At 69.5% G+C, this 22239-nt stretch carries 18 protein-coding genes; 9 read left to right on the top strand and 9 right to left on the bottom strand.

Features of this window, described 5'->3' with window-relative positions:
• Positions 1–41 precede the first annotated feature (41 nt).
• The 9 genes from WI697_RS15890 to WI697_RS15850 all read right to left on the bottom strand — a co-directional run bounded on the left by WI697_RS15890 (position 42) and on the right by WI697_RS15850 (position 11068).
• A complete protein-coding gene (locus WI697_RS15890; RefSeq protein ID WP_345959109.1) occupies positions 42–2024 on the bottom strand; it encodes an ABC transporter substrate-binding protein in 1983 nt (660 codons plus the stop codon).
• Entirely contained in the window at positions 2021–3940 is a 1920-nt protein-coding gene (locus WI697_RS15885; protein WP_345959108.1) for an ABC transporter ATP-binding protein, read from the bottom strand. Before WI697_RS15885 ends, WI697_RS15890 begins: the two co-directional genes overlap by 4 nt.
• Complete coding sequence (locus tag WI697_RS15880; protein WP_345959107.1) at positions 3937–4473, bottom strand: hypothetical protein; 537 nt, start codon at positions 4471–4473, stop codon at positions 3937–3939. The genes WI697_RS15885 and WI697_RS15880 overlap by 4 nt, the downstream gene beginning before the upstream one ends.
• 180 nt (positions 4474–4653) lie before the next feature.
• A complete protein-coding gene (locus WI697_RS15875; protein ID WP_345959106.1) occupies positions 4654–5424 on the bottom strand; it encodes a polysaccharide deacetylase family protein in 771 nt (256 codons plus the stop codon).
• Positions 5425–5430: 6 nt separating this feature from the next.
• Entirely contained in the window at positions 5431–6639 is a 1209-nt protein-coding gene (locus WI697_RS15870) for a glycosyltransferase family protein (RefSeq protein ID WP_345959105.1), read from the bottom strand.
• 14 nt (positions 6640–6653) lie between these two features.
• Positions 6654–7271, bottom strand: coding sequence for a histidine phosphatase family protein (locus WI697_RS15865; RefSeq protein WP_345959104.1), 618 nt, complete (start codon positions 7269–7271; stop codon positions 6654–6656).
• Complete coding sequence (locus WI697_RS15860; protein WP_345959103.1) at positions 7268–8458, bottom strand: glycosyltransferase family 4 protein; 1191 nt, start codon at positions 8456–8458, stop codon at positions 7268–7270. The genes WI697_RS15865 and WI697_RS15860 overlap by 4 nt, the downstream gene beginning before the upstream one ends.
• Positions 8458–9723, bottom strand: a complete 1266-nt coding sequence (locus tag WI697_RS15855) for a glycosyltransferase (RefSeq protein ID WP_345959102.1) — start codon at positions 9721–9723, stop codon at positions 8458–8460. Before WI697_RS15855 ends, WI697_RS15860 begins: the two co-directional genes overlap by 1 nt.
• A 22-nt stretch (positions 9724–9745) precedes the next feature.
• Positions 9746–11068 (bottom strand): glycosyltransferase family protein, encoded by a 1323-nt coding sequence (locus WI697_RS15850; RefSeq protein ID WP_345959101.1) that lies wholly within the window; start codon positions 11066–11068, stop codon positions 9746–9748.
• A gap of 218 nt (positions 11069–11286) precedes the next feature.
• Between WI697_RS15850 and hmpA the strand changes: the two genes are divergently transcribed.
• The 9 genes from hmpA to WI697_RS15805 all read left to right on the top strand — a co-directional run bounded on the left by hmpA (position 11287) and on the right by WI697_RS15805 (position 22236).
• Entirely contained in the window at positions 11287–12537 is a 1251-nt protein-coding gene (gene hmpA / locus WI697_RS15845; RefSeq protein WP_385997527.1) for an NO-inducible flavohemoprotein, read from the top strand.
• Positions 12538–12624: 87 nt separating this feature from the next.
• Complete coding sequence (locus tag WI697_RS15840) at positions 12625–14319, top strand: thiamine pyrophosphate-binding protein (RefSeq protein WP_345959099.1); 1695 nt, start codon at positions 12625–12627, stop codon at positions 14317–14319.
• 48 nt (positions 14320–14367) lie between these two features.
• Positions 14368–15330 carry an alpha/beta hydrolase gene (locus WI697_RS15835; protein WP_345959098.1) on the top strand — a complete coding sequence of 321 codons (963 nt, stop codon included), beginning with the start codon at positions 14368–14370 and terminating at the stop codon, positions 15328–15330.
• A gap of 112 nt (positions 15331–15442) precedes the next feature.
• Positions 15443–16975, top strand: a complete 1533-nt coding sequence (locus WI697_RS15830) for a sigma-54 interaction domain-containing protein (RefSeq protein WP_062761073.1) — start codon at positions 15443–15445, stop codon at positions 16973–16975.
• A 233-nt stretch (positions 16976–17208) separates the two neighbouring features.
• On the top strand, positions 17209–18405 hold the full coding sequence (locus WI697_RS15825; RefSeq protein ID WP_062761075.1) for a substrate-binding domain-containing protein: 1197 nt from the start codon (positions 17209–17211) through the stop codon (positions 18403–18405).
• Positions 18406–18643: 238 nt separating this feature from the next.
• On the top strand, positions 18644–19441 hold the full coding sequence (locus tag WI697_RS15820; RefSeq protein WP_014745527.1) for an ABC transporter ATP-binding protein: 798 nt from the start codon (positions 18644–18646) through the stop codon (positions 19439–19441).
• Positions 19434–20159 (top strand): ABC transporter ATP-binding protein, encoded by a 726-nt coding sequence (locus WI697_RS15815; protein WP_062761077.1) that lies wholly within the window; start codon positions 19434–19436, stop codon positions 20157–20159. Before WI697_RS15820 ends, WI697_RS15815 begins: the two co-directional genes overlap by 8 nt.
• Positions 20156–21163, top strand: a complete 1008-nt coding sequence (locus WI697_RS15810) for a branched-chain amino acid ABC transporter permease (protein WP_345959097.1) — start codon at positions 20156–20158, stop codon at positions 21161–21163. The genes WI697_RS15815 and WI697_RS15810 overlap by 4 nt, the downstream gene beginning before the upstream one ends.
• A gap of 17 nt (positions 21164–21180) precedes the next feature.
• Positions 21181–22236: a branched-chain amino acid ABC transporter permease gene (locus tag WI697_RS15805; RefSeq protein WP_014745524.1), complete on the top strand. Its 1056-nt coding sequence runs from the start codon at positions 21181–21183 to the stop codon at positions 22234–22236.
• The last annotated feature ends 3 nt before the right edge of the window (positions 22237–22239 follow it).

The following is a 22239-nucleotide window of genomic DNA, read 5'->3' as shown; positions in this document are numbered from 1 at the left end:
GTCGCGGCGGATCTTGAGCCCGATCGGTCGTCGGGCGCCCGTCAGTTGTCGAGCCAGAAACGCTCCGGCCGGTAAAGGCCGAAATGCGATCCCGGATCCCAGTTGTAGAGCCCCCGATCGGGCAGGTTGCGCAGGCGCCGATTGGCGACCACCGGCTGCAACACGCCTGCGACCAGAGAAATGGTGTAGACCTGATCGGCGTTGATCGCGAGCATCTCCCGCCAGATCCGCGCACGGTCGGCCGAGGACGGCGCCACCGTCCACTCCTTGTAGAGCGCCAGCAGCTGATCGGGCTTGTCCATGTCGGGCGCTTCGCCCGACCGGCCGCCGGTCTCAAAGTACTGGCCCCATTTCGGCCATTGCAGCGATTGCTGGCTGACCGGCGCCAGCTCCCACGGGTCGGTCTCGGCGGTGGCGAGACCGGCTTCCATGCCGAACCAGACGCTCATCAGGGTATCGCCGGCGAAGATCCGGTTGCGGAACAGGTCGCGCTGCATCGGCCGCGCATAGGTCTTGATGCCGAGCTGCAACCACTGATCGTGGAGCAGTTCCAGCACGTCCATCTGTTCGGTGCTTTCACCCGCGGTCTCGATCACCAGCTCCAGCGGCCGGCCATCGGGCATCAACCGGATACCGCGCTCGTTGCGCTTGTCGAGACCCATATCGTCGAGCAGCTTGTTGGCCCGGTCGACATCGTGGTTGGCCCAGACCTTCCGATAGCCCGGGCGCGACAGCGGGCTTTCGTCGAGCACGCTGTTGCCGCCGCCGATGGTCAGGCCGTAATAGAGCACCGCATCGATCTCGTGCCGGTCGACGCCCATCGACAGGGCCCGGCGGAAGCGCGCATCTCGGAACAGGGCCCGCCAGCCCGGATCCCGGGCGTTGAGATTGGGGTAGAGCGCCAGATGGGCCCCGCGCCCCGTCCGCCACAGCGACACCTTGTAGTCAGAGCGCTTTTCGCCTGCCTTCAGGAAGGTGTAGTCGGTGAAATCCAGCCCGCGCGCCTGGAGCAGGGCGTCACCGGTGCCGGCCCGCGCCGCGATCAGCTTTCCGTCGACGATGTCGATCGCCATCTGGTCCAGATAGGGCAGCTGGCGGCCGTTCAGGTCGATGCGGTGGTAATAGGGGTTGCGCTCGACCAGGAACCGCACCGCCGGCGGCGCGGTCAGCAGCCGCCAGGGCTGCAGGGTCGGGAAGTCCGGATTGCTGAAATCGGTCGCCGTGTCCATGCGGTTGTGCAGCGCCGCCCAGCTCGACTGCTTGCGCTTTTCGATCATCGCCGCAAGCTTGTCGGGATCGGCATAGCGTTCGTGGAACTGGCGCAGATAGTGTGCCGGCCGGTAGAGCGTCAGCGGCAGCGGCCCGGCGATGGCCGGCAGCAGGCGCGGATTGGGCTTCGACCATTCATAGCGGATGGTGGTCTGGTCGATCACGGTGAAGCGCGGCGGCTCTCCATCGACCAGAAGCTCGCGCGGCGGGCCCGCCGGATAGAGCTTCTTGTTGTTAACCACATCCTCCCAGTAATACCGGAAATCTTCGGCCGTGAAGGGCTCGCCGTCGGACCAGCGATGGCCGGGGCGCAGATGCAGGGTGAAGATCCGCCCGTCCTGGACATCCATCTCCCGCAGGATATCGGCTTCGAACGAGAAATCGCGGGTGTAGCGCACCAGCCGGGCATAGCCGTAGACCAGCGCCATGCGTACATCCTTGGGCCGGCCGACCAGCATCGTCCAGCTGCCGCCATAGCGGCCGGGGCTGAGATCGGGGCCGACGACGTCGTCGACCGCCGGCACCTTGGGCAGACGCTCGGCCATCGGCGGCAGCTTGCCCTCCGTCACCTGCTGTTCAAGCACCGGCGGCTCGATCAGCTGTGCCGGCATGGGCGCGCTGGGCGAGATCATCATCTCGATGATACTGCCCATCGCGGGCCCGGCATCGTCGCCGGCCGCGGCGCGTGCGGGTGCGCCGAAGGCGAGCAGGGCGGCTGCGGCCAGGATGCCGGCAAGACGCGTGAGGCGGATCATGCCGCGGCCTCCGCGCTTGCGGCCACCCGGACGAAATGGCCGGGCGTCACCTCGTCCATCACCGACGGCATGCCCGGCGCCAGCCGCCAGGGCTCGGGCCAGGCCGCCGGATCCGAGGCGCGGCCATCCATCAGGGCCGCGAAGTCGAGCGGCCGGTCGGGATCGGCTTCGGGCACCGCGGCGATCAGCGCCTTGGTATAGGGATGGCGGGCATCTTCGAACAGGCGTTCGCGGGGCGCGCTCTCGACGATCCGGCCTGCACACATCACCAGGATGCGGTCGCACATATAGTCGACCACCGCCAGATTGTGGGAGATGAACAGATAGCCGAGGCCCAGCGCATCCTGCAGATCCTTGAGCAGGTTCAGCACCTGGGCCTGGACCGACACGTCGAGCGCCGAGACCGGCTCGTCCAGGATGAGCAGTTCCGGGCCGAGTGCCAGCGAGCGGGCGATGCCGATGCGCTGACGCTGGCCGCCCGAGAAGCTGTGCGGATAGCGGCGGAGATGGCGGATATCCAGGCCCACCATCTTCATCAACGCCTTCACCCGCTCGGCGCGCTCTTTCGCGGTGCCGACCCCGTGGATCTCCAGCGGTTCGGCGATGATGTCGAACACGGTCATCCGCGGGTTCAGCGAGTGGAACGGGTCCTGGAAAACGTATTGCAGACGCTTGCGGAACGGGATCCAGCCGCCGTCGTCGAGGGCGGCGAGGTCGGTCGGCGCGGCATCGTGATCGCCCTGGAACAGGATCCGGCCTTCATCGGCACGGATCGCGCCCAGCAGCATGCGCGAGGTGGTGGTCTTGCCGCAGCCGCTTTCGCCGACCAGGCCGACGCTTTCGCCCCGGCCGACGCTGAAGGAGACATGGTCGACCGCGGTCACGCTGCTGCCGCCGCCGCGGGCGAAGAGCCCGGTGCCGCGGCTGGTGAAGCGCTTGGTCAACCCGTCCACCGCGAGCAGCGGCGTGTCGGCGGCCGCCTTCGGGCCGGTGCCCTGACGCCCCACCACATCCGCCGCCAGGCGGGGATCGAGGGCGATTTCGCGCAGTGGCACCAGCCGTTCCGTGCGGTCCATGCCGATCCGCGGCACGGCGCCGAGCAGGGCCTTCAGATAGGGATGTTCCGGCTTGCGGATCAACTCGGCTGCAGGGCCCGCCTCCATCACCTTGCCGCGATAGAGCACCACCATGTCGTCGGCCAGGCTTGAGACCACCCCCAGATCATGGGTGATCAGCAGCACGCCCATGCCCAGCTCGTCCTGCAGGTCGCGGAGCAGTTTCAGGATCTGGGCCTGAAGCGTGACGTCGAGCGCCGTGGTCGGCTCGTCGGCGATGACCAGGGCCGGGCGGGCGGCAAGCGCCATGGCGATCACGCCGCGCTGACGCAGGCCGCCCGACAGTTCGAACGGGTAGCGGTCAAGGGCGGCTTCAGGGTTCGGGAAGCCCACCTTGTGCAGCATGTCGGCGGCGATCTCGCGCGCCGCTGCGGCATCTTCGTTCAGATGCAGCCGCACCGCCTCGGTGATCTGGTCGCCGAGCGTGTGCAGCGGCGACAATGCGCTCATCGGCTCCTGAAAGATCATGCCGATGCGCCCTCCCCGGATCCGGCGCATCGTCCGGCCGGTGGGGGCAAGCGTCGCAAGATCGGTGGCCTGGCCGTCGAGCGGGTCGGTGAAGACCGCGGCCCCGCCCTCGATCCGGGCGATGGACGGCAGCAGGCCCATCACCGCCTGGGTCAGCACGCTCTTGCCCGAGCCGCTTTCGCCGACCAGCGCGGTGATCCGGCCCGGATTGATGGTGAAGGACACGCCGTCGACCGCGGTCAGCGGGCCTTCGGGCAGATGAAAGCGCACGACCAGATCGCGCACCGACAGCAGCGGCCTCGGCTGCGGCCAGCCATGGCGCCGCCCGCTCATGCGAGCCCCCTGGCGAGGCCGAGCGCCGCCAGATTATGGGTGGTGACGTCGTCGAGCGGCAGGGCGCGGGCTTCGGCCGCAGCCAGGGCCAGGGCGACGAGGCGGTGGAAGTCTTCAAGCGTGTCTTCGGCCGCGAGCCGTACCCCGCCGCCGTCGACCAGACGCAGGCGGAACCAGCCCGCACCCTTGCGGGGGGCGAAATGTTCCAGCCGGAAGGTCCTGAGGCGGGAGAGATCCAGCCGGCTCTGGCCGATGGCGCCGCGGCGGACGATATGATGGCCGTCCGCCGTCCAGCTTTCGGTGAGCTTGAGCCCGCGCTGAACCGCGAAGGCGGCGAACAGCAGCACCAGCGCGATCAGGGCCAGCTGCAGCACGCCGTTCATGCCATCGACCACCAGCAGAGGCAGGGCGACCACCGCACCGCCGGCGGCCGCGCGGGCAAGATCGGCGATCAGGGGGCCCGGCCGGTGACGCAACCGCGGCAGGGCGGCGGCCACCGCGCGTGCCGACGCGGGCCTGCCGGTCAGGTCCATGGCAGTCTCCGGCGTGGTCGGAAGCGACGTCGTGGAAAAGGTCACCGGTCCGGATCATCCTCGGCGTTGCGCGATCCCCATGTCGCGCCGTCGATAGGATGCCCGTTGCCCCCCGCGCCTTGCAAGCCGTTCTGCGCCGAGGTGGACCGCCATCGACATGTTGCGTCGCACCAGCCGGGATCAGGCGGCGAAAACGGTCTGCAGATCCGGCCAGATCACGGCCGGATGGGCCGCAAAATGGGCCATCAGTCGGTCGAGAAACCCGTCCAGTGCCTGGTCGTGCACAAGATGATGGGTCAGCAGGCCGGTCGGCTCCGTCGGATCGGCCCGGCCGGTGCGACGGGCGGCCAGATGTGCGGCAATGGCGCTCAGGACCGCGACCTCGCCCGTGAAGCCACGGCCACCATGCCAGTCGATCGGGTCGATATGGGTGTTGACCTCCACCACCCCCGGCGCCGGAGTGCGGGTCTTGCGCGGTTTGAACCGGCTGAGACCGTCGATGCCGATCGCCGGCAGCTCCCGGATCAGGGGGGCCGGCAGCCGGTTCCAGGGCGGGGTCAGGACCGGCAGCAGGCGGGGGCCGAACAGCTCGTTCAGGCGGGTGCGGCCACGGGCGAGATCGGCGGTCATCTCTGCCATCGGCCGGCCGCAGGCGAGTTCGGATTTCTTCTTGTCGGGCCGGGCATGATTGCCGTGCGACCAGCCATGGACCAGCACCCGGATCCCGGCGGGCGCCGCCGCCAGGCGATCGCCGAGGGCAGGCCCGGCCGTGGCCGGGATCACCGCCAGGGCCAGCGGCACGCCACACGCCTCGGCGCGGCCGAGCAGTCGGTCGAGCGCGGGCGAGGGCGCGGTGGCATCGTCGTCGCGCCACCAGAAGCTCGCTACCCGGCCGGCCGCGGCCCAGGCATCCAGTTCGGCGGTGAGATCGGCCCAGGGGTCGGCAGCCATCGGATGCTATCCCCTGGCCGCCAGCCGGTCGTGCAGCAGCCGTGCCGAGGCGGCGGCCCCGTCCATGTCGAGCCGCGGCCAGTCCCGTTCGGCCGCGAGGGCGCGATCGGCGGCAGCGGCCAGCCCTTCGGCGGTCAGGGTCTCTTCATCGACCACCTCGACCAGGCCGCGCTCGGCGACCAGGCCGGCGCGCAGCCCCTGTTCGGTTTCAAGTCCGCCCGCATAGGGGACCACCACGGCCGGCACCCGGTTCTCGATCACCTCGAGCAGGGTGTTGTAGCCGGCCTGGGAGATCGACAGGGCGGCGCGGCCCAGCATGGCGACGAAATCGGGACGGGCACGCTCCACCACGAAACCGTCGGCGTCGGCCTCTGCCGCCACACGGCTGAGATCGTCCAGCACCGGATCGGCCAGGTTCCAGCCGACCAGAAGCCGCCAGCGCCGACGGGCGAGGGCGGGCGAGGTGAGGGCGCGGGCGGCGATGGTGGCGCGGAACAGCGCCTCGCTGACGGCACCGCCGCCGGCGGAAACCAGCACCTCGTCCCGGCCGTCCTGCGCGCTGCCGCCGGGCGAGGGCGCCGTCTCGCGTGCCCGGTCGACGACATAACCGGTATAGCGGACGAGATCCGAGACCTCGGCCATCAGCGGGAAGGTGCGCTCGAACGGCACCAGCGCCGGATCGCCATGGACCATGACCAGATCGTAATAGCGCCGCGCCCGGGCCAGCATCTCGCGGCGGCGCTCTTCCTTCGGCGGCTCGACCAGGATGTCGCGCACCGAGGAGACGATCAGCGCCGGGCGGGGAAGCGCACGCGCGGCTTCCACCATCGGCACGATTTCCGAGGCGAGCTGGCGGCGGCCGAAGGGGAAGAGTTCGGTGATCACCGCCACTGGTTGCAGACGCTCGACGATCGCCACCAGATGATCGCGGCGCCGGGCGCGCCAGGCATCGTCGATCACCTGGCCGTCGGGGCCGACCAGCACCTTGAAGAACTTGTCGACCGCCCGGGCCGGCGGCAGCTGCACGAAATCGGCCGGGCCGGTATCCAACCCGCGCACCGGAAAGCCGCCGCTGACATAGGTGACGGCGAAGCCGGCCGCTTCCAGCGCCCGGGTCAGGGTCGCCGCCCGCTTCTGGTGGCCGATGCCGAGCAGGTGCTGGACATAGAGCAGGATGCGCGGACGATCGGTGCGGCTGGTGGTGGCGTCGGTCATGTGGTCTGGCGTCCTCAGACGAGCTTCAGGTTCAGGTGATGCACGGCGACGGCGCCGGTCTCGTCGACCCGGAACAGATGGGTGGCATCCCGGGCGAGCTTTTCCGGCGGCTTGCCCAGCATCGGCCAGCCGGTGGCCGCCGCATAGATCGCGCGGATCACGCCCTTGTGGGTGACGGCCACGACATTGCGGCCATGGGTGCCGATGGCCGCCAGCCAGGGCTTCAGCCGGCGCTGGACATCGCGCGGGCTTTCGCCCTCGGGCGGGCGGAAATCCAGGCCCTGGGCTTCCATCAGGGCCATGCGGTCGGGCTGCTCTCGGCGCAGATCTTCCAGCCGCCGGCCCTCCCAGATGCCCCAGGCCATTTCGACCAGTTCGGGCGCCACCCGGGCGCCGGGCGCCCCCAGCCGGGCCGCCGTCTCGCGCGCCCGGAGGAGGGGCGAGGTGTACCAGTCATAGGCGGTGGCGATGGCGGCGGGCACCTGCCAGCCGGTCACCTCGGCGCGGCCCCGGTCGTTGAGCGGCAGGTCGTGCCGGCCCTGCATGCGGCCCTGGTCGTTCCAGTCGGTGCGGCCATGGCGGATCAGGGCCAGGATGATACCGCCGGTGGTCGGGCGGGCAGGTCCGGTCATCTCGTCTCCTCCATCGGCCGCGGCCGCCGCGCGGCATGATTGAGAGCGGCAGTGGCCAGCGCGTCGTCGAGTGCTGCTGCGGCGGCGGCCAGATCGCGGCTGGCCGCCCGTCGGCCCGCCGCGGCGGCCAGCCGGGCGCGGGTCTGCCGGTCATCGATCAGCCGCCGGGTGAGGGCGGCGAGGGCGGCGGCGTCTTCCGGCGGGGCCAGAAGGCCGGTCACCCCGTCATCCACCACATCGGGCACGCCGCCGGTGCGACCGGCAACCACCGGCAGCCCCGCCGCCTGAGCTTCGAGCAGCGCCATGCCATAGGCTTCGCGCACCGCCGGCCAGACCAGGATATCGGATGCCGCCATCGCCGCGGCCAGGGGGGCGGGGGCAAGCGCCCCCAGGAAATGCACCCGGCCGGCGGCTGCGGGTTCGAGTGCGGCCGTCACCTCGGCCCGGGCGGGGCCGTCGCCTGCGACCAGCAGATGAAGCGGTGTCGCGGCGAGCGCCGGATCGGCGAGCATGCGGCCGATCACGCGGTAGCTGTCGAGCTTGTCGCCGGCCCGCATCATGCCGACCGCCAGCAGCCAGGGCCGCGCCGGATCCAGCCCGGCCGCGGCGGCAAGCCGGGCACGGGCCCGGTCGCGATCGGCACGGGCGGCCTGGAACAGGCCGATATCGTCCAGAAAGGGCGGCAGCAGGCGAAGCCGGTCCGCCGGCAGCAGGCGCCCCAGGCAGACGGCATCGAGCCTGGTCATCGGCATCACCAGATCGGCGGCGGCGAGGGCATGGCGGGCGGCGTGAAAACCGGCCTGCCAGGGGCCGGTCGCGCGCTTGGGCGCATCCGACGCCTCGATCACCAGATAGGGGATGTCGAGTGCGGCCGCGACCACCGGCCCCAGGTGATCCGGCGCCTTGTGATAAAGGTGATAGGTGATCCAGGCATCGGGGCGCGCGGCGGCGGCGGCGGGGCGCATGTAGCGACGGGCCAGCATCTGGCCGAGGGCGGTGCCGATGCGCGCGATCCGCGCCTGCCGATCCGGGTCGCCGCGGCCGTCGCGGCTGCCGAAGCGGCAGGCGAGCACGGTGTCATGGCCGGCATGGCGAAGGGCGGCCAGGATCTGGCGGGCCATCCGCCGGTCGCCGCTCGGCACCGGATGATCGGGATGTTTCAGGGGGCAGTAGAGGGCGACCCGCATCAGCGGCCTCCGCGCGCCGCCACCGCCGCCCGCAGCCGGTCGATCAGCGGCCCGACCGAGCCGGTCAGCGAGAAGGCGCCTTCAAGCCTGCGGCGCCCGGCCGCGCCCATCGCCGCCCGGCGGGCCGGATCGCGGATCAGGGACGCGAGCGCCGCCGACAGACCGGCGGCATCATCGGGCGCCACCAGCCGGCCGTTTTCGCCGTCGTCGATGAATTCGGGAATGGCCGAAACCCGCGTCGCCACCACCGCCAGGCGCTGGGACTGGGCTTCCATCAGGACATTGGGCAGGCCGTCGCGGTCGCCGTCGCCCGCAATGCGGCTGGCGAGCACGAAGAGATCGGCCCGGCCATAGGCCTCGATCACCTCGGCCTGGGCGCGGGCACCCAGCCAGTCGATCCGGTCGGCGAGACCGAGGCGGGCGGCCTGATCCTTCAGCCGGTCCTTGAGCGGCCCGCCGCCGATATGGACGAAGCGCCAGGCGAGATCCGCCGGCAGCAGGGCCAGAGCGTCGAGCACGGTGTCCCAGCCCTTTTTCTCGACCAGCCGGCCGACGCCGACCAGGATGACCGGGCAGGCCGGGTCGGTGCCGTCCGGTCCCGCCGGCTGTGGCCCTGGATCGGGAAAGCGCGAGAGGTCGAGGCCGTGATAAAGCAGCTGCACCCGGTCGTCGGGGGCGAGCGACGCCAGATGGTCGCGATTGGTGGCGGTGCAGGTGACGGCCCAGGCGCAATCCGCCAGCTTTTCGGCCTTTTCCCAATCGGGACTGGTCCAGATGTCCTTGGCATGGGCCGACACCGACCAGGGCAGGCCGCGCATGATCGCGGCATAGCGGGCGACCGAGGCCGGGGTGTGGAGGAAATGGGCGTAGATCATCGCCACATCGTCTTCCAGCTCGGCAGCGAGCACGGCCGCCTGGCCGAAGCGGCGGATGCGGTTGCGGGTCCGGTCGCGGGCAAGATCGCGCAGCCAGACGTCCCGGGCCCGGGCAAAGCCCGGCAGGCGGGCGGCACGCCGCAGGCCGCGCAGCACGCGGAAGGGCTCCTGATGGAGATATTCCGGCAGATAGCGGACCCCGGCGGTGATTTCGCGATGGACCGGATGGACGCGGGTATCGGTGGGATGGCGCAGCGATACCAGCCGAAGCGGCAGCCCGGCCATTTCCAGCGCCCGGATTTCCTGGGCGATGAAGGTCTCCGACAGGCGGGGATAGCCCTTCAGGACCACGGCGATGGTCGGTTGTTGGCCATGGCTGGCAGAGGTCACGCCGGGGCCGGGTCGCCAGCCGTCAGGGTGCCGCACGGCGTCGTGCCCCGAAATCGGCCTCGTCGGACCAGGTTTCCTCGTCGGGCGCGGCCTCGGCCTGCGGGGCCTGCAGCAGACCGGTACCGCCGCCCGACACCTGGCGGATCCGGGCCTGGGGCCGGCCGCGCCGGTCCAGCTCGGCACCCACCAGATCGGCGACCGCATCCAGCCCGTCGAGCATGCCGGCCGGCATCACCGAAGACGGGTGGGGCTGGCGCTCGAGGCCTTGCAGCGCCTCGGCCATGGCGGCGGCGCTGCGATCTGGGCCCGGATCGAGCAGCATCCGGGTCAGCCCCAGCTTCTCGGCCCGGTCGGCGCGGATGAACTGTTCCAGCCGGGGCTCGGTGCGCGGCACGATGACCGCGGGCTTGTCGAGCGACAGGATCTCGCAGAAGGTGTTGTAGCCGCCCATGGCGACCACACCCAGCGCACCGGCCATCAGGGTCTCGATATTCGCATCGAAGGTCAGCGCTTCGATCTTGTCCAGCTTCTGGGCCCGGGCGCGCAGCCGGTCGCGCGCCTCGCGGTTCATGAACGGCCCCAGCACCAGCACGGCGCGGTGCGGCAGGCTATGCCCATGCTGTTCATAGGCCTTCAGCACCCAGTCGATCAGCTCTTCGCCATCGCCGCCGCCGCCGGTGGTGACCAGGATGTACGGGTCGCCGGCGATCAGCGACTGGATGCGTTCCGATGCGGCACCCCGCACCGCCTCGCGGCGCAGATAGCCGGTAAAGGTCATCTTGGCGCGGACATCCGCCGGCAGGTCGATGCCTTCCAGCGGATCATGGATTTCCGGCAGGCCGTAGACCCAGATGTCGTCGTAAAGGTCGCGCAACGCCGGCAGCACCCGCTTGCGCTTCCATTCGGGCGCCAGCTGGGCGGGCTCGTCCATCACATCGCGCAGCCCCAGCACCAGCCGGGAGCCGCGGCGCTTCAGCCGCTTCAGCGTGCGGGCGACCTCGCCGCGCAGGCCCAGCGGTTCCTTGTCCACGATGAACACGTCGGGCTCGAACACCTCGGCCGTGCGCTCGATGATCGCCCCCCTGAGCTTCAGGATGTGGTCGACGTCCATCTTGAGCTTCAGCGAGGTGTAATCGCCATTGCGCAGCTTGATGACACCCGGCACCCGAACGAAGTCGGTGCGGGTTCTGAAATCGAAGCTGCCGATGATCGGCGAACCCGAGAGGATCAGCACCGACATGTCGGGGAATGTCCCGACCAGGCCGTGTGCAATCTCGCGGCATCTGCGCAGATGGCCGAGCCCGAAGCTGTCGTGGCTGTAGATCAGCACACGCGCGCCGTTCATGCCTTCCGGAACCTCCAGCTTGCGGCATATCGGCCGGACTATGGCACAGGCCGGCAGCGGACGGGAAGCACGGATGTCGCGACGCGGTAAGCGCGCATGCAGGGCGCGGCATCCATGCAATAACATGCGCATGGAATGAATGTTTCTTTCTGGCGGTCATAAGAAACATCTGATATACAGCTTTTTGTCCGGGAGGGCGGCCCTGCGGGATCCGGCCCATGCACCGGACCCAAGCCAGAGTTGAAGGTTCCGGAGAGTTCCGCATGTTGAGCGACGCGACCATTACCCTCGTCAAGGCAACGGTGCCCGTGCTGCGCACCCATGGCGAGGCCATCACCACCCGGTTCTACGAGCGCCTGCTGGCCGCCCCCGAGATCGCGGCGATGTTTGATCCGGCGCATCAGCGCGACGGGTCGCAGCCGCGGGCGCTGGCGGCGGCCGTGCTGGCCTATGCCGAGCACATCGACAATCTGGCCGCGCTGGCAGGTGCGGTGGAGCGCATCGCCCACAAGCATGTCGCCGTCCAGGTCCGGCCCGAGCAGTACGACGTGGTGGGGGCCAATCTGCTGGCCGCGATTTCGGACGTGCTGGGCGATGCGGCGACGCCGCCGATCCTGGCGGCCTGGGGCGAGGCCTATGGTCTGCTCGCCAAGGTGTTCATCGATCGCGAGGCGGCGCTCGCCGGCGAGGTCGCGGCACGGCCGGGCGGCTGGCGCGGTTTCCGCCGCTTCGTGGTCGAGGCGGTCACCGAGGAAAGCCGCGTGATCAAGAGCTTCCTGCTGGCGCCCGAGGATGGGGAGGCACTGCCGGATTTCGCCCCCGGCCAGTATCTGACCCTGCGCCTGACCCGGCCTGACGGCACCCAGCTGCTGCGCCATTACAGCCTGGCCGGACGTGCCGCCAACGGCCGCTGGCGGATCGCGGTGAAGCGTGAACCCGAAGGCCGCGGCTCGGGCCTGCTGCACGACACGATCCGCCCCGGCGCGGTGCTGGAGGTGGCGCCGCCGGCGGGCGACTTCTTCCTGGATACGGAGACGCCACGGCCGATCCTGCTGCTGGGTGCCGGTGTCGGCCAGACGCCGCTGCTCGCTATGGTGGAAACCCTGGCGGCGACGCGGCCGGACCATCCGGTGATCTGGGCCCATGCGGCGATCGACGGCGAAACCCATGCCTTCGGGGCCCATCTGCGCGCGCTGGCCGAGGCGACGCCCGGCCTGGATCTGCACATCGCCTATGAGCGCCCGGGCGCATCGGACCGCGTCGGCGTGACCCATCATTCGGTCGGCCGTTTCGACGCGGAACGCATCGCCGGGCTGCTGCCCGATCGCGAGATCGACGTCTATATGTGCGGGCCCCGGGCGTTCCAGAAGGCGCAGGCCCGGCACCTGATCGCGGCCGGGGTCGCGCCCGCGAACATCCGCTACGAACTGTTCGGCGTGACCGATGAGGCCATCCTCGGCGCCGCCTGACGAGGGGGACCCCGAGACATCGTCAACCGCCCCTGCCGTCTGCCGTCTTGAAGCGATGCCGCGACTGTCGGCAGAATGATGTGCGCCATGCGCGATCATCATGCGGATACGAAGCGGCAGGGGCGAGACGATATGGGGGACGGGCAGAGGTCGGTCGCGCGGATGATCGCGGCGGTGCTGGAGGATGAGGGCGTCACCCACGTCTTCGGCAATCCGGGCTCCACCGAACTGCCTCTGCTCGATGCCATCGCCCGCGCACCCGGGCTCAGCTATGTGCCGGCGCTTCAGGAGGCGGTCGCCGTCGCCATGGCCGACGGCTATGCCCATGCCGCCGGCAGGGTGGGGGTCGCCCATCTCCACACCGCTTCCGGGCTTGGCCATGCCATGGGGGCGATGATCGGGGCGGCGCGCATGCGCACGCCGCTGGTGGTCATCGCCGGCCAGCAGGACAGCCGGCATCTGATCCGCGCGCCCTGGCTGGCCGATGATCTGGTGGGCATTGCCCGGCCGGTGGTGAAGCATGCCCATGAACTGACCCGGCCCGAGGATGCCGGCCAGGTGCTGCGCCGGGCCTTTGCGCTGGCCCGGGCCTGGCCGCCGGGGCCGGTCTTTCTGTCGCTGCCGGTCGATCTGACGCTTGCCGCCGCCGACCCGCCACCGCCGCGTATTCCCGCGCCGGCCCCGGCTGCGGGTGACATCGATGCCGCGGCGTCGATGATCGCAGGTGCGGAGGCCGATGATCTGGTGCTTCTGGTGTCGGACACGCTGGCCGGGCCGCAGGGGATGAGGGCGGCGATCGCCTTTGCCGATGCCACGGGCTGCCGGGTCTTTGCGACCCCGGTGCCGCGCGCCCATCTTTTCCCCACCGATCACCCGGGCTGGCGTGGTGTGCTGCCGCCCGATCTGGCGGAGATCCGCTCAATCCTCGGCGACGCACGGCTGGCGGTGCTGGCGGGGGAGGGGGCAATCAGGCCCTATCACTACCGGCCCGGACCCGCCCTGCCGCAGGGGATGCGGGTCATTCAGCTGGCCCGCGATCCGGCGGCGCCCGGGCTCGACGTCGCGGCCGATCTGGTGGTCGGCGGCGATCCGGCGGCAGGCCTTGCCGCACTCTCCGCGGTCGTGGCGCGGCCGGGCGTCGCCGCCGTCACCATGCGGCGGCGGGCGGAGAAGGCGGTCGCCGATGCCGGCTTCACGGCCCGGCTCGACAGGCTCCGCGACCGGCTGCCGCTGCATCCGATGATCGCCGCCGATGCGGTGCTGAAGGCGGTCCCGCGGGGCGTGACCGTGGTCAACGAGGCCTCGGCCCTGATCGAGGGGCTGCGCCGGCTCTGGCAGGGCGGCATCGGCGACCGGCATGATTTCGTCGCCAGCGCCGGGCTGGGCTGGGGCATGCCGGCGGCTGCGGGCGTCGCACTCGCAACCGGCCGGCCGGTGCTGTGCATGACGGGTGATGGCGGTGCCATGTATGCGCCGCAGGCGCTGTGGACGGCTGCCCGGCTGCGGCTGCCGGTGATCTTCGTGATCCTGAACAACCGGCGCTACGACATTCTGATGCGGACGGCGACGGGGATGGGGCTGGAGAGTGCTGCGGCAGGGCATGCCGTCGGCATGGTTCTGGACGATCCCGCCATCGCCTTCGATCAGCTGGCGGCGTCGATGGGGGTGGCACATCTCCGTGCCGATACCGTGGCCGCAATCCGGGACGGCCTGCCAGGGTTGCTCGGGGCAGGGCGGCCGGCTGTTCTGGAGATCACCATCGGCGGTGCCGATCCGTATTGACCGGCATGTCGTTCAATGAGATTGCGTCGCAATCCAAGTTGCGGTCCCATGGGCGCCCGGATCGACCTGCTGGAGATGCCCGTCGTGCTGCGCCCGCTGATGCCCTTTGCCGCCGCTTTCGTTCTGGCCTTCGCGCTGTCGGGGACGCTGCTGCCCGCCAGGGCAGCGGGGGCGCCCGGTGTGGCGGATGCCGTACCGGTGGCGCCGGGCCTGCACGCCTTCGACCTGACGGCGGCGCGCAACGGCCTGACCTATCGGGTGGATGTGTCGGTGCCGCCGGTCACCCCGCCGCCGGGCGGGTTCCCGGTGCTCTATGTGCTGGACGGCAATGCCTTCTTCGGTGTGGCCGGTACCGTTGCGGCGCTGTTGACGGCCGACCGGCCGATCGTGGTGGCGGCGATCGGCTATCCGGGGGTCGTCGGCTTCGACATGGCCCGGCGCTATCTGAACCTGACCTCCGCCGTGACGCCCGAAGGCCGGGCGATGATGGGCAATCGGGCACCGAAAGTGCCGACCGGTGGCGACGAAGCCTTTCTCGACCTGATCCTGAACGAGATCCGACCCGAGGTCGCCCGGCGCTTTCCGGTGAACGACGACGCGGCAACCCTGTTCGGCCACTCGCTGGGCGGCCGTTTCGTGCTGCACGCCGCCTTCACCCGGCCGGACGCCTTCACCCGCTGGGTGGCGTCCAGCCCGTCGATCTGGTGGAATGATCGGGAGGTGCTGGCAGAGGAGGCTGCCTTCGCCGCCCGCGCCGACCGGCCGGTTCTGGATCTGACGCTGACGGTCGGCGGGGCGGAACAGGCGGCGGAACCCGGTGACGCGCCGGACCGGATCGCCTTCCGGCGCATGGCGCGCATGGTCGACGGCGTGCGCGACATGCACGACCGGCTGACGAAGCTTGAGGGCGAAGCCGGGCGGATCGACCTGCTGGTGGTGCCGGATGAAGGCCATATGAGCGCGGTGCCGGCCGCACTCGCCCGGGCGGTGCGCCGGGCGGCAGGGGGGTGACGGGCTGCGGCTTGCATCGCCCGTAACGCGCGCCTAGGCTTGGCACCAGGGTTCCGGCGGGCGATGGCCGTCCATAATGGCCAGGTGCCGGCAGGGGGGAGATGCAGGCTGGATGGAGCGGCTGATCGACAGCGTGGCGGCGCGCCGGCGCCGGGCCGCGGCCGCGCGCGAGGCGGGCCTCAGGGACCGGGTCGCGCGTGCGGCGGTGGAGCTGTTCGACCAGCTCTATGAAGGCGCCGTGCTGATCGATGCCGCCGGCACCGTGCTCTGGATGAACGACAAATACCGCGCGATCCTGGGCTGGAACGGCATGGACCCCGTGGAAGGGCGACCGGTCGAGGACATCATTCCCAACAGCCGGCTGCGCGAGGTGGTGGCCAGCGGCCGCGCGGATCTGATCGATATTTTCGAAGTCGAAGGCCGCCAGCTGGTGGTCAGCCGCATCCCGCTGAAGGACGAGGATGGCCGGGTCTCGGGCGCGGTGGGCATGATCCTCTACGACCGGGTGCAGTCGCTGAAGCCGCTGGTCGACAAGTTTCAGGGGATGCAGCGCGATCTGGAAGCCGCCCGCCGCCAGCTGGCCGATGCCCGCCGGGCCAAATACGGCTTTTCACAGTTCATCGGCAATTCCGAGGCGGTACGGCTGCTGAAGCGCCAGGCCCGCCGGGCGGCCGAGCGTGACATCACCGTGCTGCTGCTGGGCGAGACCGGCACCGGCAAGGAGATGCTGGCCCATGCGCTGCATGCGGCGAGCGAGCGGCAGGCCGGGCCGATGGTGCGGGTGAACACCGCCGCCATTCCCGAAAACCTGCTGGAGGCGGAGCTGTTCGGCGTGGCACCCGGCGCCTATACCGGTGCCGGCAACAAGCCGCGCGACGGCAAGATCCGGCTCGCCCATGGTGGCACGCTGTTCCTGGACGAGATCGGCGACATGCCGCTCAGCCTGCAATCCAAGCTGCTCAGGGTGTTGCAGGAACGCGAGGTCGAGCCGCTCGGCTCCAATCGCGTGATCCCGGTGGATGTGCGGGTGATTGCGGCCACCAGCCGCGATCTGGGCCGGATGGTCGAGGACGGCCGGTTCCGCGCCGACCTTTATTATCGCCTGAACGTATTGCCGCTGCGCCTGCCGCCGCTGCGCGAGCGGCTGGACGATATCGAGCCGCTGGCGGATGCCCTGCTGGAACGTCTGGCGATCGAACAGGGCGGCCGGCCCCGGCGGCTGACCGATCGGGCGGTCGCCCGGCTGCAGCGCCATGACTGGCCGGGCAATGTGCGCGAGCTTGCCAATCTGCTGGAACGGGCGGCGCTGCTGACCGACGAGGCCGAGATCGATGCCGGCCATCTGGACGGGCTGATCGCCGCCGGGCAGCCCGGCACGACGGTGGCCGATCCGGTGGTGGGGGCCGATCCGGTGATGGGGGCCGACCCGGTGGCGACGGACGGGCCGGCCTGTGCCGCCGAGACCGTGGAACCGCTGCGCGAGGCGCTGGCGGCGGCCGAACGCGATGCCATCCGCCGGGCTTTGGCCGCGGCGGGCGGGGTGAAGACCCAGGCAGCGAAACTGCTGGGAATTTCCCGGGCACAATTCTACGAAAAACTCGCGACCCACGGCATCGAGGCCGGGCTGCCGGGAACCCGCGGCTGACCCGTCCGGAATTCCGGACAGAGGGCGAGGTGTCCGGCAGACCGGACGTTCCGGCGTCCGGAAAGCCGGACAGGATGCGGTGCCGCATCTTCTGTTGCGTTGCGGTAAGTGCTTGCTTTCTGAACATGTCGTATAAGTGGCATGCCCCTTGCTGTTTCTATCCCGAAACGGTTGCGCCGGGAGCGTAGCGCAGCCGTCAGGGCACCAAGAACAGGGTAGGGAGGCTGACCCCAATGTCGCTCAACTGGAAGCGCCTGGCCGTCGCGGCAGCGACGGCGGCGGCGATCGGCACGGCACCCGCGATGGCGGCCGATCCGATCAGGATCGCGCTGATCTCGGGCAAGACCGGCCCGCTGGAGGCCTATGCCAAGCAGACCCATACCGGTCTGATGATGGGCCTGGAATATGCGACCCAGGGCACGATGGAACTCGACGGCCGCAAGATCGAGGTCATCGAGAAGGACACCCAGCTGAAGCCGGAAATCGCCCGCGCGGTGCTGGCGGAAGCCTATGGCGACGACGAGGTCGACCTCGCCATCGGTCCCACCTCTTCGGGCGACGCGCTGGCGATGCTGCCGGTGGCCCAGGAATACGAGAAGATCCTGCTGGTCGAGCCGGCGGTGGCGGATTCGATCACCGGCGACAAGTGGAACCGCTACATCTTCCGGACCGGCCGCAATTCGTCGCAGGATGCCATTTCGAACGCCGTGGCGCTGGGCAAGCCGGGTGTCAAAATCGCGACGCTGGCCCAGGATTACGCCTTCGGCCGTGACGGCGTCGCCGCCTTCCGCGAGGCGCTTGCCTCGACCGGTGCCGAGATCGTCCACGAGGAATATGTCCCGCGCGACACCACCGACTTCACCGCCCCGGCGCAGCGCATCTTCGACGCGCTCGACGGCGTGCAGGGCGACAAGGTGCTGTTCGTGATCTGGGCCGGCGCCTCCACGCCCTTTGCCAAGCTGGCGGCGATGGAGCCCGAGCGGCGCGGCATCAAGATCGCGACCGGCGGCAACATCCTGCCGGCCATGGCCGCCTACAAGGCGCTGCCGGGCATGGAGGGGGCCACCTATTACTATTACGACATTCCGAAGAACCCGGTGAACGACTGGCTGGTGACCGAGCATCAGAAGCGTTTCGGCACGCCGCCGGACTTCTTCACCGCCGGTGGCATGTCGGCCGGCATCGCCGCGGTCGAGGCCATCCGCAAGGCCGGTTCCACCGAGACCGAAGACCTGATCAAGGCCATGGAAGGCATGGAGTTCATGTCGCCCAAGGGCAAGATGATCTTCCGCAAGGAAGACCATCAGGCGCTTCAGGAGATGTACCACTTCAAGATCAAGGTCGACGACAACGTCGCCTGGGGCATCCCCGAGCTGGTGCGCGTCATCGGTATCGACGAAATGAATGTGCCGGTGCGCAACAAGCGCTGACCGGAGCGGGTGCTGATCCCGTGATCGTGTGTGACGGGGCGGGGCGGTTCTGCATGCCTCCCCCGGGTGCGGGCCTCTCTTCCCCCGCCGCCGTTGCACACGGGTCCTCCGCCGCAGCCCGGGTGGTCCATGAACCCCGGTCGCCCGGCTGCGGCGGCAGAACCCTCACGGCTGCCCATACCAGTTGCTTCCCATACCAGACGCCGCCATCTGCGGCGCAGGCATCCACGGACACGGCATGACCGCTTCATCCGCCGCGGGCCAGGGCGGCGCCAGGCCGGCGCTCGAAACCCGCGACCTCACCGTGCGCTTCGGCGGCCACGTCGCCGTGAACGGCGTCAGCTGCCGGTTCGACCGCGGCACGCTGACCGCGATCGTCGGCCCCAACGGCGCCGGCAAGACCACCTATTTCAACCTGATTTCCGGCCAGCTGAAGGCGACGGCGGGCGAGGTGCTGCTGGACGGCCACGACCTGTCCTCGCATGGCGCGGCCGGGCGTACCCGGCGCGGCATCGGCCGCGCTTTCCAGCTGACCAACCTGTTTCCCAACCTCACGGTGCGCGAGAATGTGCGCCTGGCGGTGCAGGCCCGCCGCGGCCGCGGCTTCGACATCTTCTCGATGGCCGCCCATGGCCGGCATCTGATCGAGCGGGCCGACGAGATCCTGGAGCGGGTGCGCCTGGCGGCGCGCGGCGAGGATGTGGTCGCAACCCTGCCGCATGGCGACCAGCGCAAGCTGGAGGTGGCGATCCTGATCGCGCTCGAGCCCTCGATCTTCATGTTCGACGAGCCGACCGCGGGCATGAGCGTCGACGAGGTGCCGGTTATCCTGGACCTGATCCACGAGATCAAGGCCGATCCGGCCAAGACCGTGCTGCTGGTGGAGCACAAGATGGACGTGGTCCATTCGCTGGCCGACCGGATCATCGTGCTGCACAACGGCTATCTGGTCGCCGATGGCGACCCGCGAGAGGTGGTCGCCTCGCCGATCGTGCAGGAAGCCTATCTGGGCATGGGGGCCGCCACACATGTCTGATGCCCTGCTCACCCTTGCCGGCGTGCACACCCATATCGGCCAGTATCACATCCTTCAGGGGGTGGATCTGGTGGTGCCGCGCGGCGGGCTGACCATGCTGCTCGGCCGCAACGGTGCCGGCAAGACCACCACGCTGCGCACGATCATGGGCCTCTGGCAGGCCTCGCAGGGGCAGATCACCTTCGACGGGCGCGACATCACCAGGGCCCATACCGCCGACCTCGCCGCGGCCGGCATCGCCTATGTGCCCGAGGATATGGGCATCTTCGCCGGGTTGACGGTGCGCGAGAACATGGTGCTCGCCGCCCGGTCGGGGCCCATGGACCAGAAGCGCCTCGCCTGGATCTACGAGCTGTTTCCGGCCCTTGAGAAGTTCTGGAACTGGCCGGCCGGCAATCTGTCGGGCGGTCAGAAGCAGATGCTGGCCATCGCCCGGGCGATCGTGGAGCCGCGGGAGCTGCTGATCGTGGACGAGCCGTCCAAGGGGCTGGCGCCGGCGATCATCGGTCATCTGATCCAGGCCTTCCGCGAGCTCAAATCGACCCACACGACCATTCTGATGGTCGAACAGAATTTCAGTATGGCGACCGCACTCGGTGACACGGTGGCAGTGATGGATGACGGCCGCGTCGTCCATGCGGGTTCGATGCACGAACTCGCCCATGACGGAGATCTTCAGCGCCGCCTGCTCGGCCTCAGCCTGGACGCTCATCAATGACCGCGCGCGCCCTCAAGACCGCCGGACTGGTCGAGCGGCATGCCCCGCTCGCGATCGCCGGCCTGATCCTGTTCCTGCCGCTCATCGCCATCGATCCCGGCACCTGGATGGTGCTGGCGGTCGCCGGCCTCGCCATGGGCATGATGATCTTCCTGATGGCCTCGGGGCTCACCCTGGTTTTCGGCCTGATGGATGTGCTGAATTTCGCCCATGGGGCTTTTGTGGCCGTCGGTGCCTATCTGGCGACCGGGCTGCTGGCGCCGGGCGGCCCCTTCCACGACATGCTCGGCATCTCTCTGCTGGGGGATGTGGGGGCGATGCTGCTCTCGATCCTGGTCGCCTGCGTGGTGGCCGGCATTCTGGGCCTCGCTTTCGAGCGGATCATCGTGCGCCGGGTCTATGGCGCGCATCTGCGCCAGATCCTGATCACGGTCGGCGGGCTGATCGTCGCCGAACAGCTGATCACGGTGATCTGGGGCCCGGATCCGATCCCGCTGCCCAAGCCTGAAACCCTGCGCGGCTCGATCTTCTTTGGCGACATCGCGGTCGAGCGCTACCGGCTGGTCGCCTGCGTGCTGGGCCTCGTCGCCTATGTCGGCATGCATTTCGCGCTCAACCGCACCCGCATCGGCCTGCTGGTCCGCGCGGGCGTCGAGAACCGCGAGATGGTCGAGGCGCTGGGCTACAAGGTGCGTCGGCTGTTCGTCGGCGTCTTCGTGGCCGGCACGGCACTTGCGGCCTCGGGCGGCGTGATGTGGGCGCTCTATCAGGAGCTGGTGACCGTCCATATCGGCGCGGACGTCATGATCCTGGTGTTCATCGTGGTGATCATCGGCGGGCTGGGCTCGGTGGGCGGCTGCTTCCTCGGCGCCCTGCTGGTGGGGCTGACCGCCAATTTCATGGGCTATCTGGCCCCGACGCTGGCGCTCGGCTCCAACATCCTGCTGATGGTGGCGGTGCTGCTCTGGCGACCCCGCGGGCTTTATCCCACGACGAAGAACTGAGCCGGAGAACAACAGCCATGCTCAACTGGATCATCTCCGGCGATCATCCGCGCAGCCGCATCCTGACCATCGTTCTGCTGGTCGTGCTGCTGGGTCTCGCCTTCGCCCCCTTCGTCTTCCCCGGCACCCGCTCGCTTGCGGTTGCGGCGCGCATCTGCGTGCTGATCGTGCTGGTCGCCTCGTACGATATCCTGCTCGGCTATACCGGCATCGTCTCCTTTGCCCACACCATGTTCTTCGGCATCGGCGCCTATGGGGTCGCGATCTCGCTGAATGCGCTGGGCCCGAGCTGGGGGGCGGTGGGCCTCGGCACGGTTGCGGGCGTGCTGCTCTCGATCGTGGTGGCGGCGGTGATCGGCCTGCTGTCGCTCAGGGTGAGGGCGATCTTCTTCAGCATGATCACGCTTGCCGTGGCGAGCTTCTTCCTGATCCTGGCGTCGCAGCTCTCGTGGCTGACCGGCGGCGAGGACGGCATGTCGTTCAGCATCCCGCGGCTGCTGAGCCCGGCCTTCAAGCTGGTCGACGGCGAGGTGCTGGGCCAGAAGATCAACGGCCGCATCATTGCCTATTACCTGGTCTTCCTGGTCTCTCTGCTGCTGTTCCTGTTCATGCTGCGCGTGGTCAACTCACCCTTCGGCCGGGTGCTTCAGGCCATCCGCGAGAACGACTTCCGGGCCGAGGCGCTCGGCAACCGCGTGGTGATCTACCGCACGGCCGCCTCGTGCCTGGTGGCGGCGCTGGCGGCGCTTGCCGGGGTGCTGAACGCGCTCTGGCTGCGCTATACCGGGCCCGACGCGACGCTCTCTTTCGCGATCATGCTCGACGTGCTGCTGATGGTCGTGATCGGCGGCATGGGGACGCTTTATGGTGCGGTGATCGGCGTGGTGATCCTCAGCCTGGCGCAGTTCTATCTTCAGGACCTGATGGGCACGGCCTCCGAGGCGCTGGCCGGCATCCCGATCCTGCCCGAGCTGATCGCCGCCGACCGCTGGATGCTGTGGCTGGGCATCCTGTTCGTGCTCTCGGTCTACTTCTTCCCCACCGGCATCGTCGGCAAACTCAGGGAACGCTGATCC

The organism is Tistrella mobilis (genome assembly GCF_039634785.1).
Lineage (GTDB): Bacteria > Pseudomonadota > Alphaproteobacteria > Tistrellales > Tistrellaceae > Tistrella > Tistrella mobilis.
Note: the sequence above shows the minus strand (reverse complement) of the source record. Positions and strands in the feature narration are given on the sequence as shown.

Bases quoted from the DNA above. Each gene is read 5' to 3' on its own strand.
- WI697_RS15890 (WP_345959109.1), bottom strand. From the start codon at position 2,024: ATGATCCGCCTCACGCGTCTTGCCGGCATCCTGGCCGCAGCCGCCCTG.
- WI697_RS15885 (WP_345959108.1), bottom strand. From the start codon at position 3,940: ATGAGCGGGCGGCGCCATGGCTGGCCGCAGCCGAGGCCGCTGCTGTCG.
- WI697_RS15880 (WP_345959107.1), bottom strand. From the start codon at position 4,473: ATGGACCTGACCGGCAGGCCCGCGTCGGCACGCGCGGTGGCCGCCGCC.
- WI697_RS15875 (WP_345959106.1), bottom strand. From the start codon at position 5,424: ATGGCTGCCGACCCCTGGGCCGATCTCACCGCCGAACTGGATGCCTGG.
- WI697_RS15870 (WP_345959105.1), bottom strand. From the start codon at position 6,639: ATGACCGACGCCACCACCAGCCGCACCGATCGTCCGCGCATCCTGCTC.
- WI697_RS15865 (WP_345959104.1), bottom strand. From the start codon at position 7,271: ATGACCGGACCTGCCCGCCCGACCACCGGCGGTATCATCCTGGCCCTG.
- WI697_RS15860 (WP_345959103.1), bottom strand. From the start codon at position 8,458: ATGCGGGTCGCCCTCTACTGCCCCCTGAAACATCCCGATCATCCGGTG.
- WI697_RS15850 (WP_345959101.1), bottom strand. From the start codon at position 11,068: ATGAACGGCGCGCGTGTGCTGATCTACAGCCACGACAGCTTCGGGCTC.
- hmpA (WP_385997527.1), top strand. From the start codon at position 11,287: ATGCACCGGACCCAAGCCAGAGTTGAAGGTTCCGGAGAGTTCCGCATG.
- WI697_RS15840 (WP_345959099.1), top strand. From the start codon at position 12,625: ATGCGCGATCATCATGCGGATACGAAGCGGCAGGGGCGAGACGATATG.
- WI697_RS15835 (WP_345959098.1), top strand. From the start codon at position 14,368: ATGGGCGCCCGGATCGACCTGCTGGAGATGCCCGTCGTGCTGCGCCCG.
- WI697_RS15830 (WP_062761073.1), top strand. From the start codon at position 15,443: ATGGAGCGGCTGATCGACAGCGTGGCGGCGCGCCGGCGCCGGGCCGCG.
- WI697_RS15825 (WP_062761075.1), top strand. From the start codon at position 17,209: ATGTCGCTCAACTGGAAGCGCCTGGCCGTCGCGGCAGCGACGGCGGCG.
- WI697_RS15820 (WP_014745527.1), top strand. From the start codon at position 18,644: ATGACCGCTTCATCCGCCGCGGGCCAGGGCGGCGCCAGGCCGGCGCTC.
- WI697_RS15815 (WP_062761077.1), top strand. From the start codon at position 19,434: ATGTCTGATGCCCTGCTCACCCTTGCCGGCGTGCACACCCATATCGGC.
- WI697_RS15810 (WP_345959097.1), top strand. From the start codon at position 20,156: ATGACCGCGCGCGCCCTCAAGACCGCCGGACTGGTCGAGCGGCATGCC.
- WI697_RS15805 (WP_014745524.1), top strand. From the start codon at position 21,181: ATGCTCAACTGGATCATCTCCGGCGATCATCCGCGCAGCCGCATCCTG.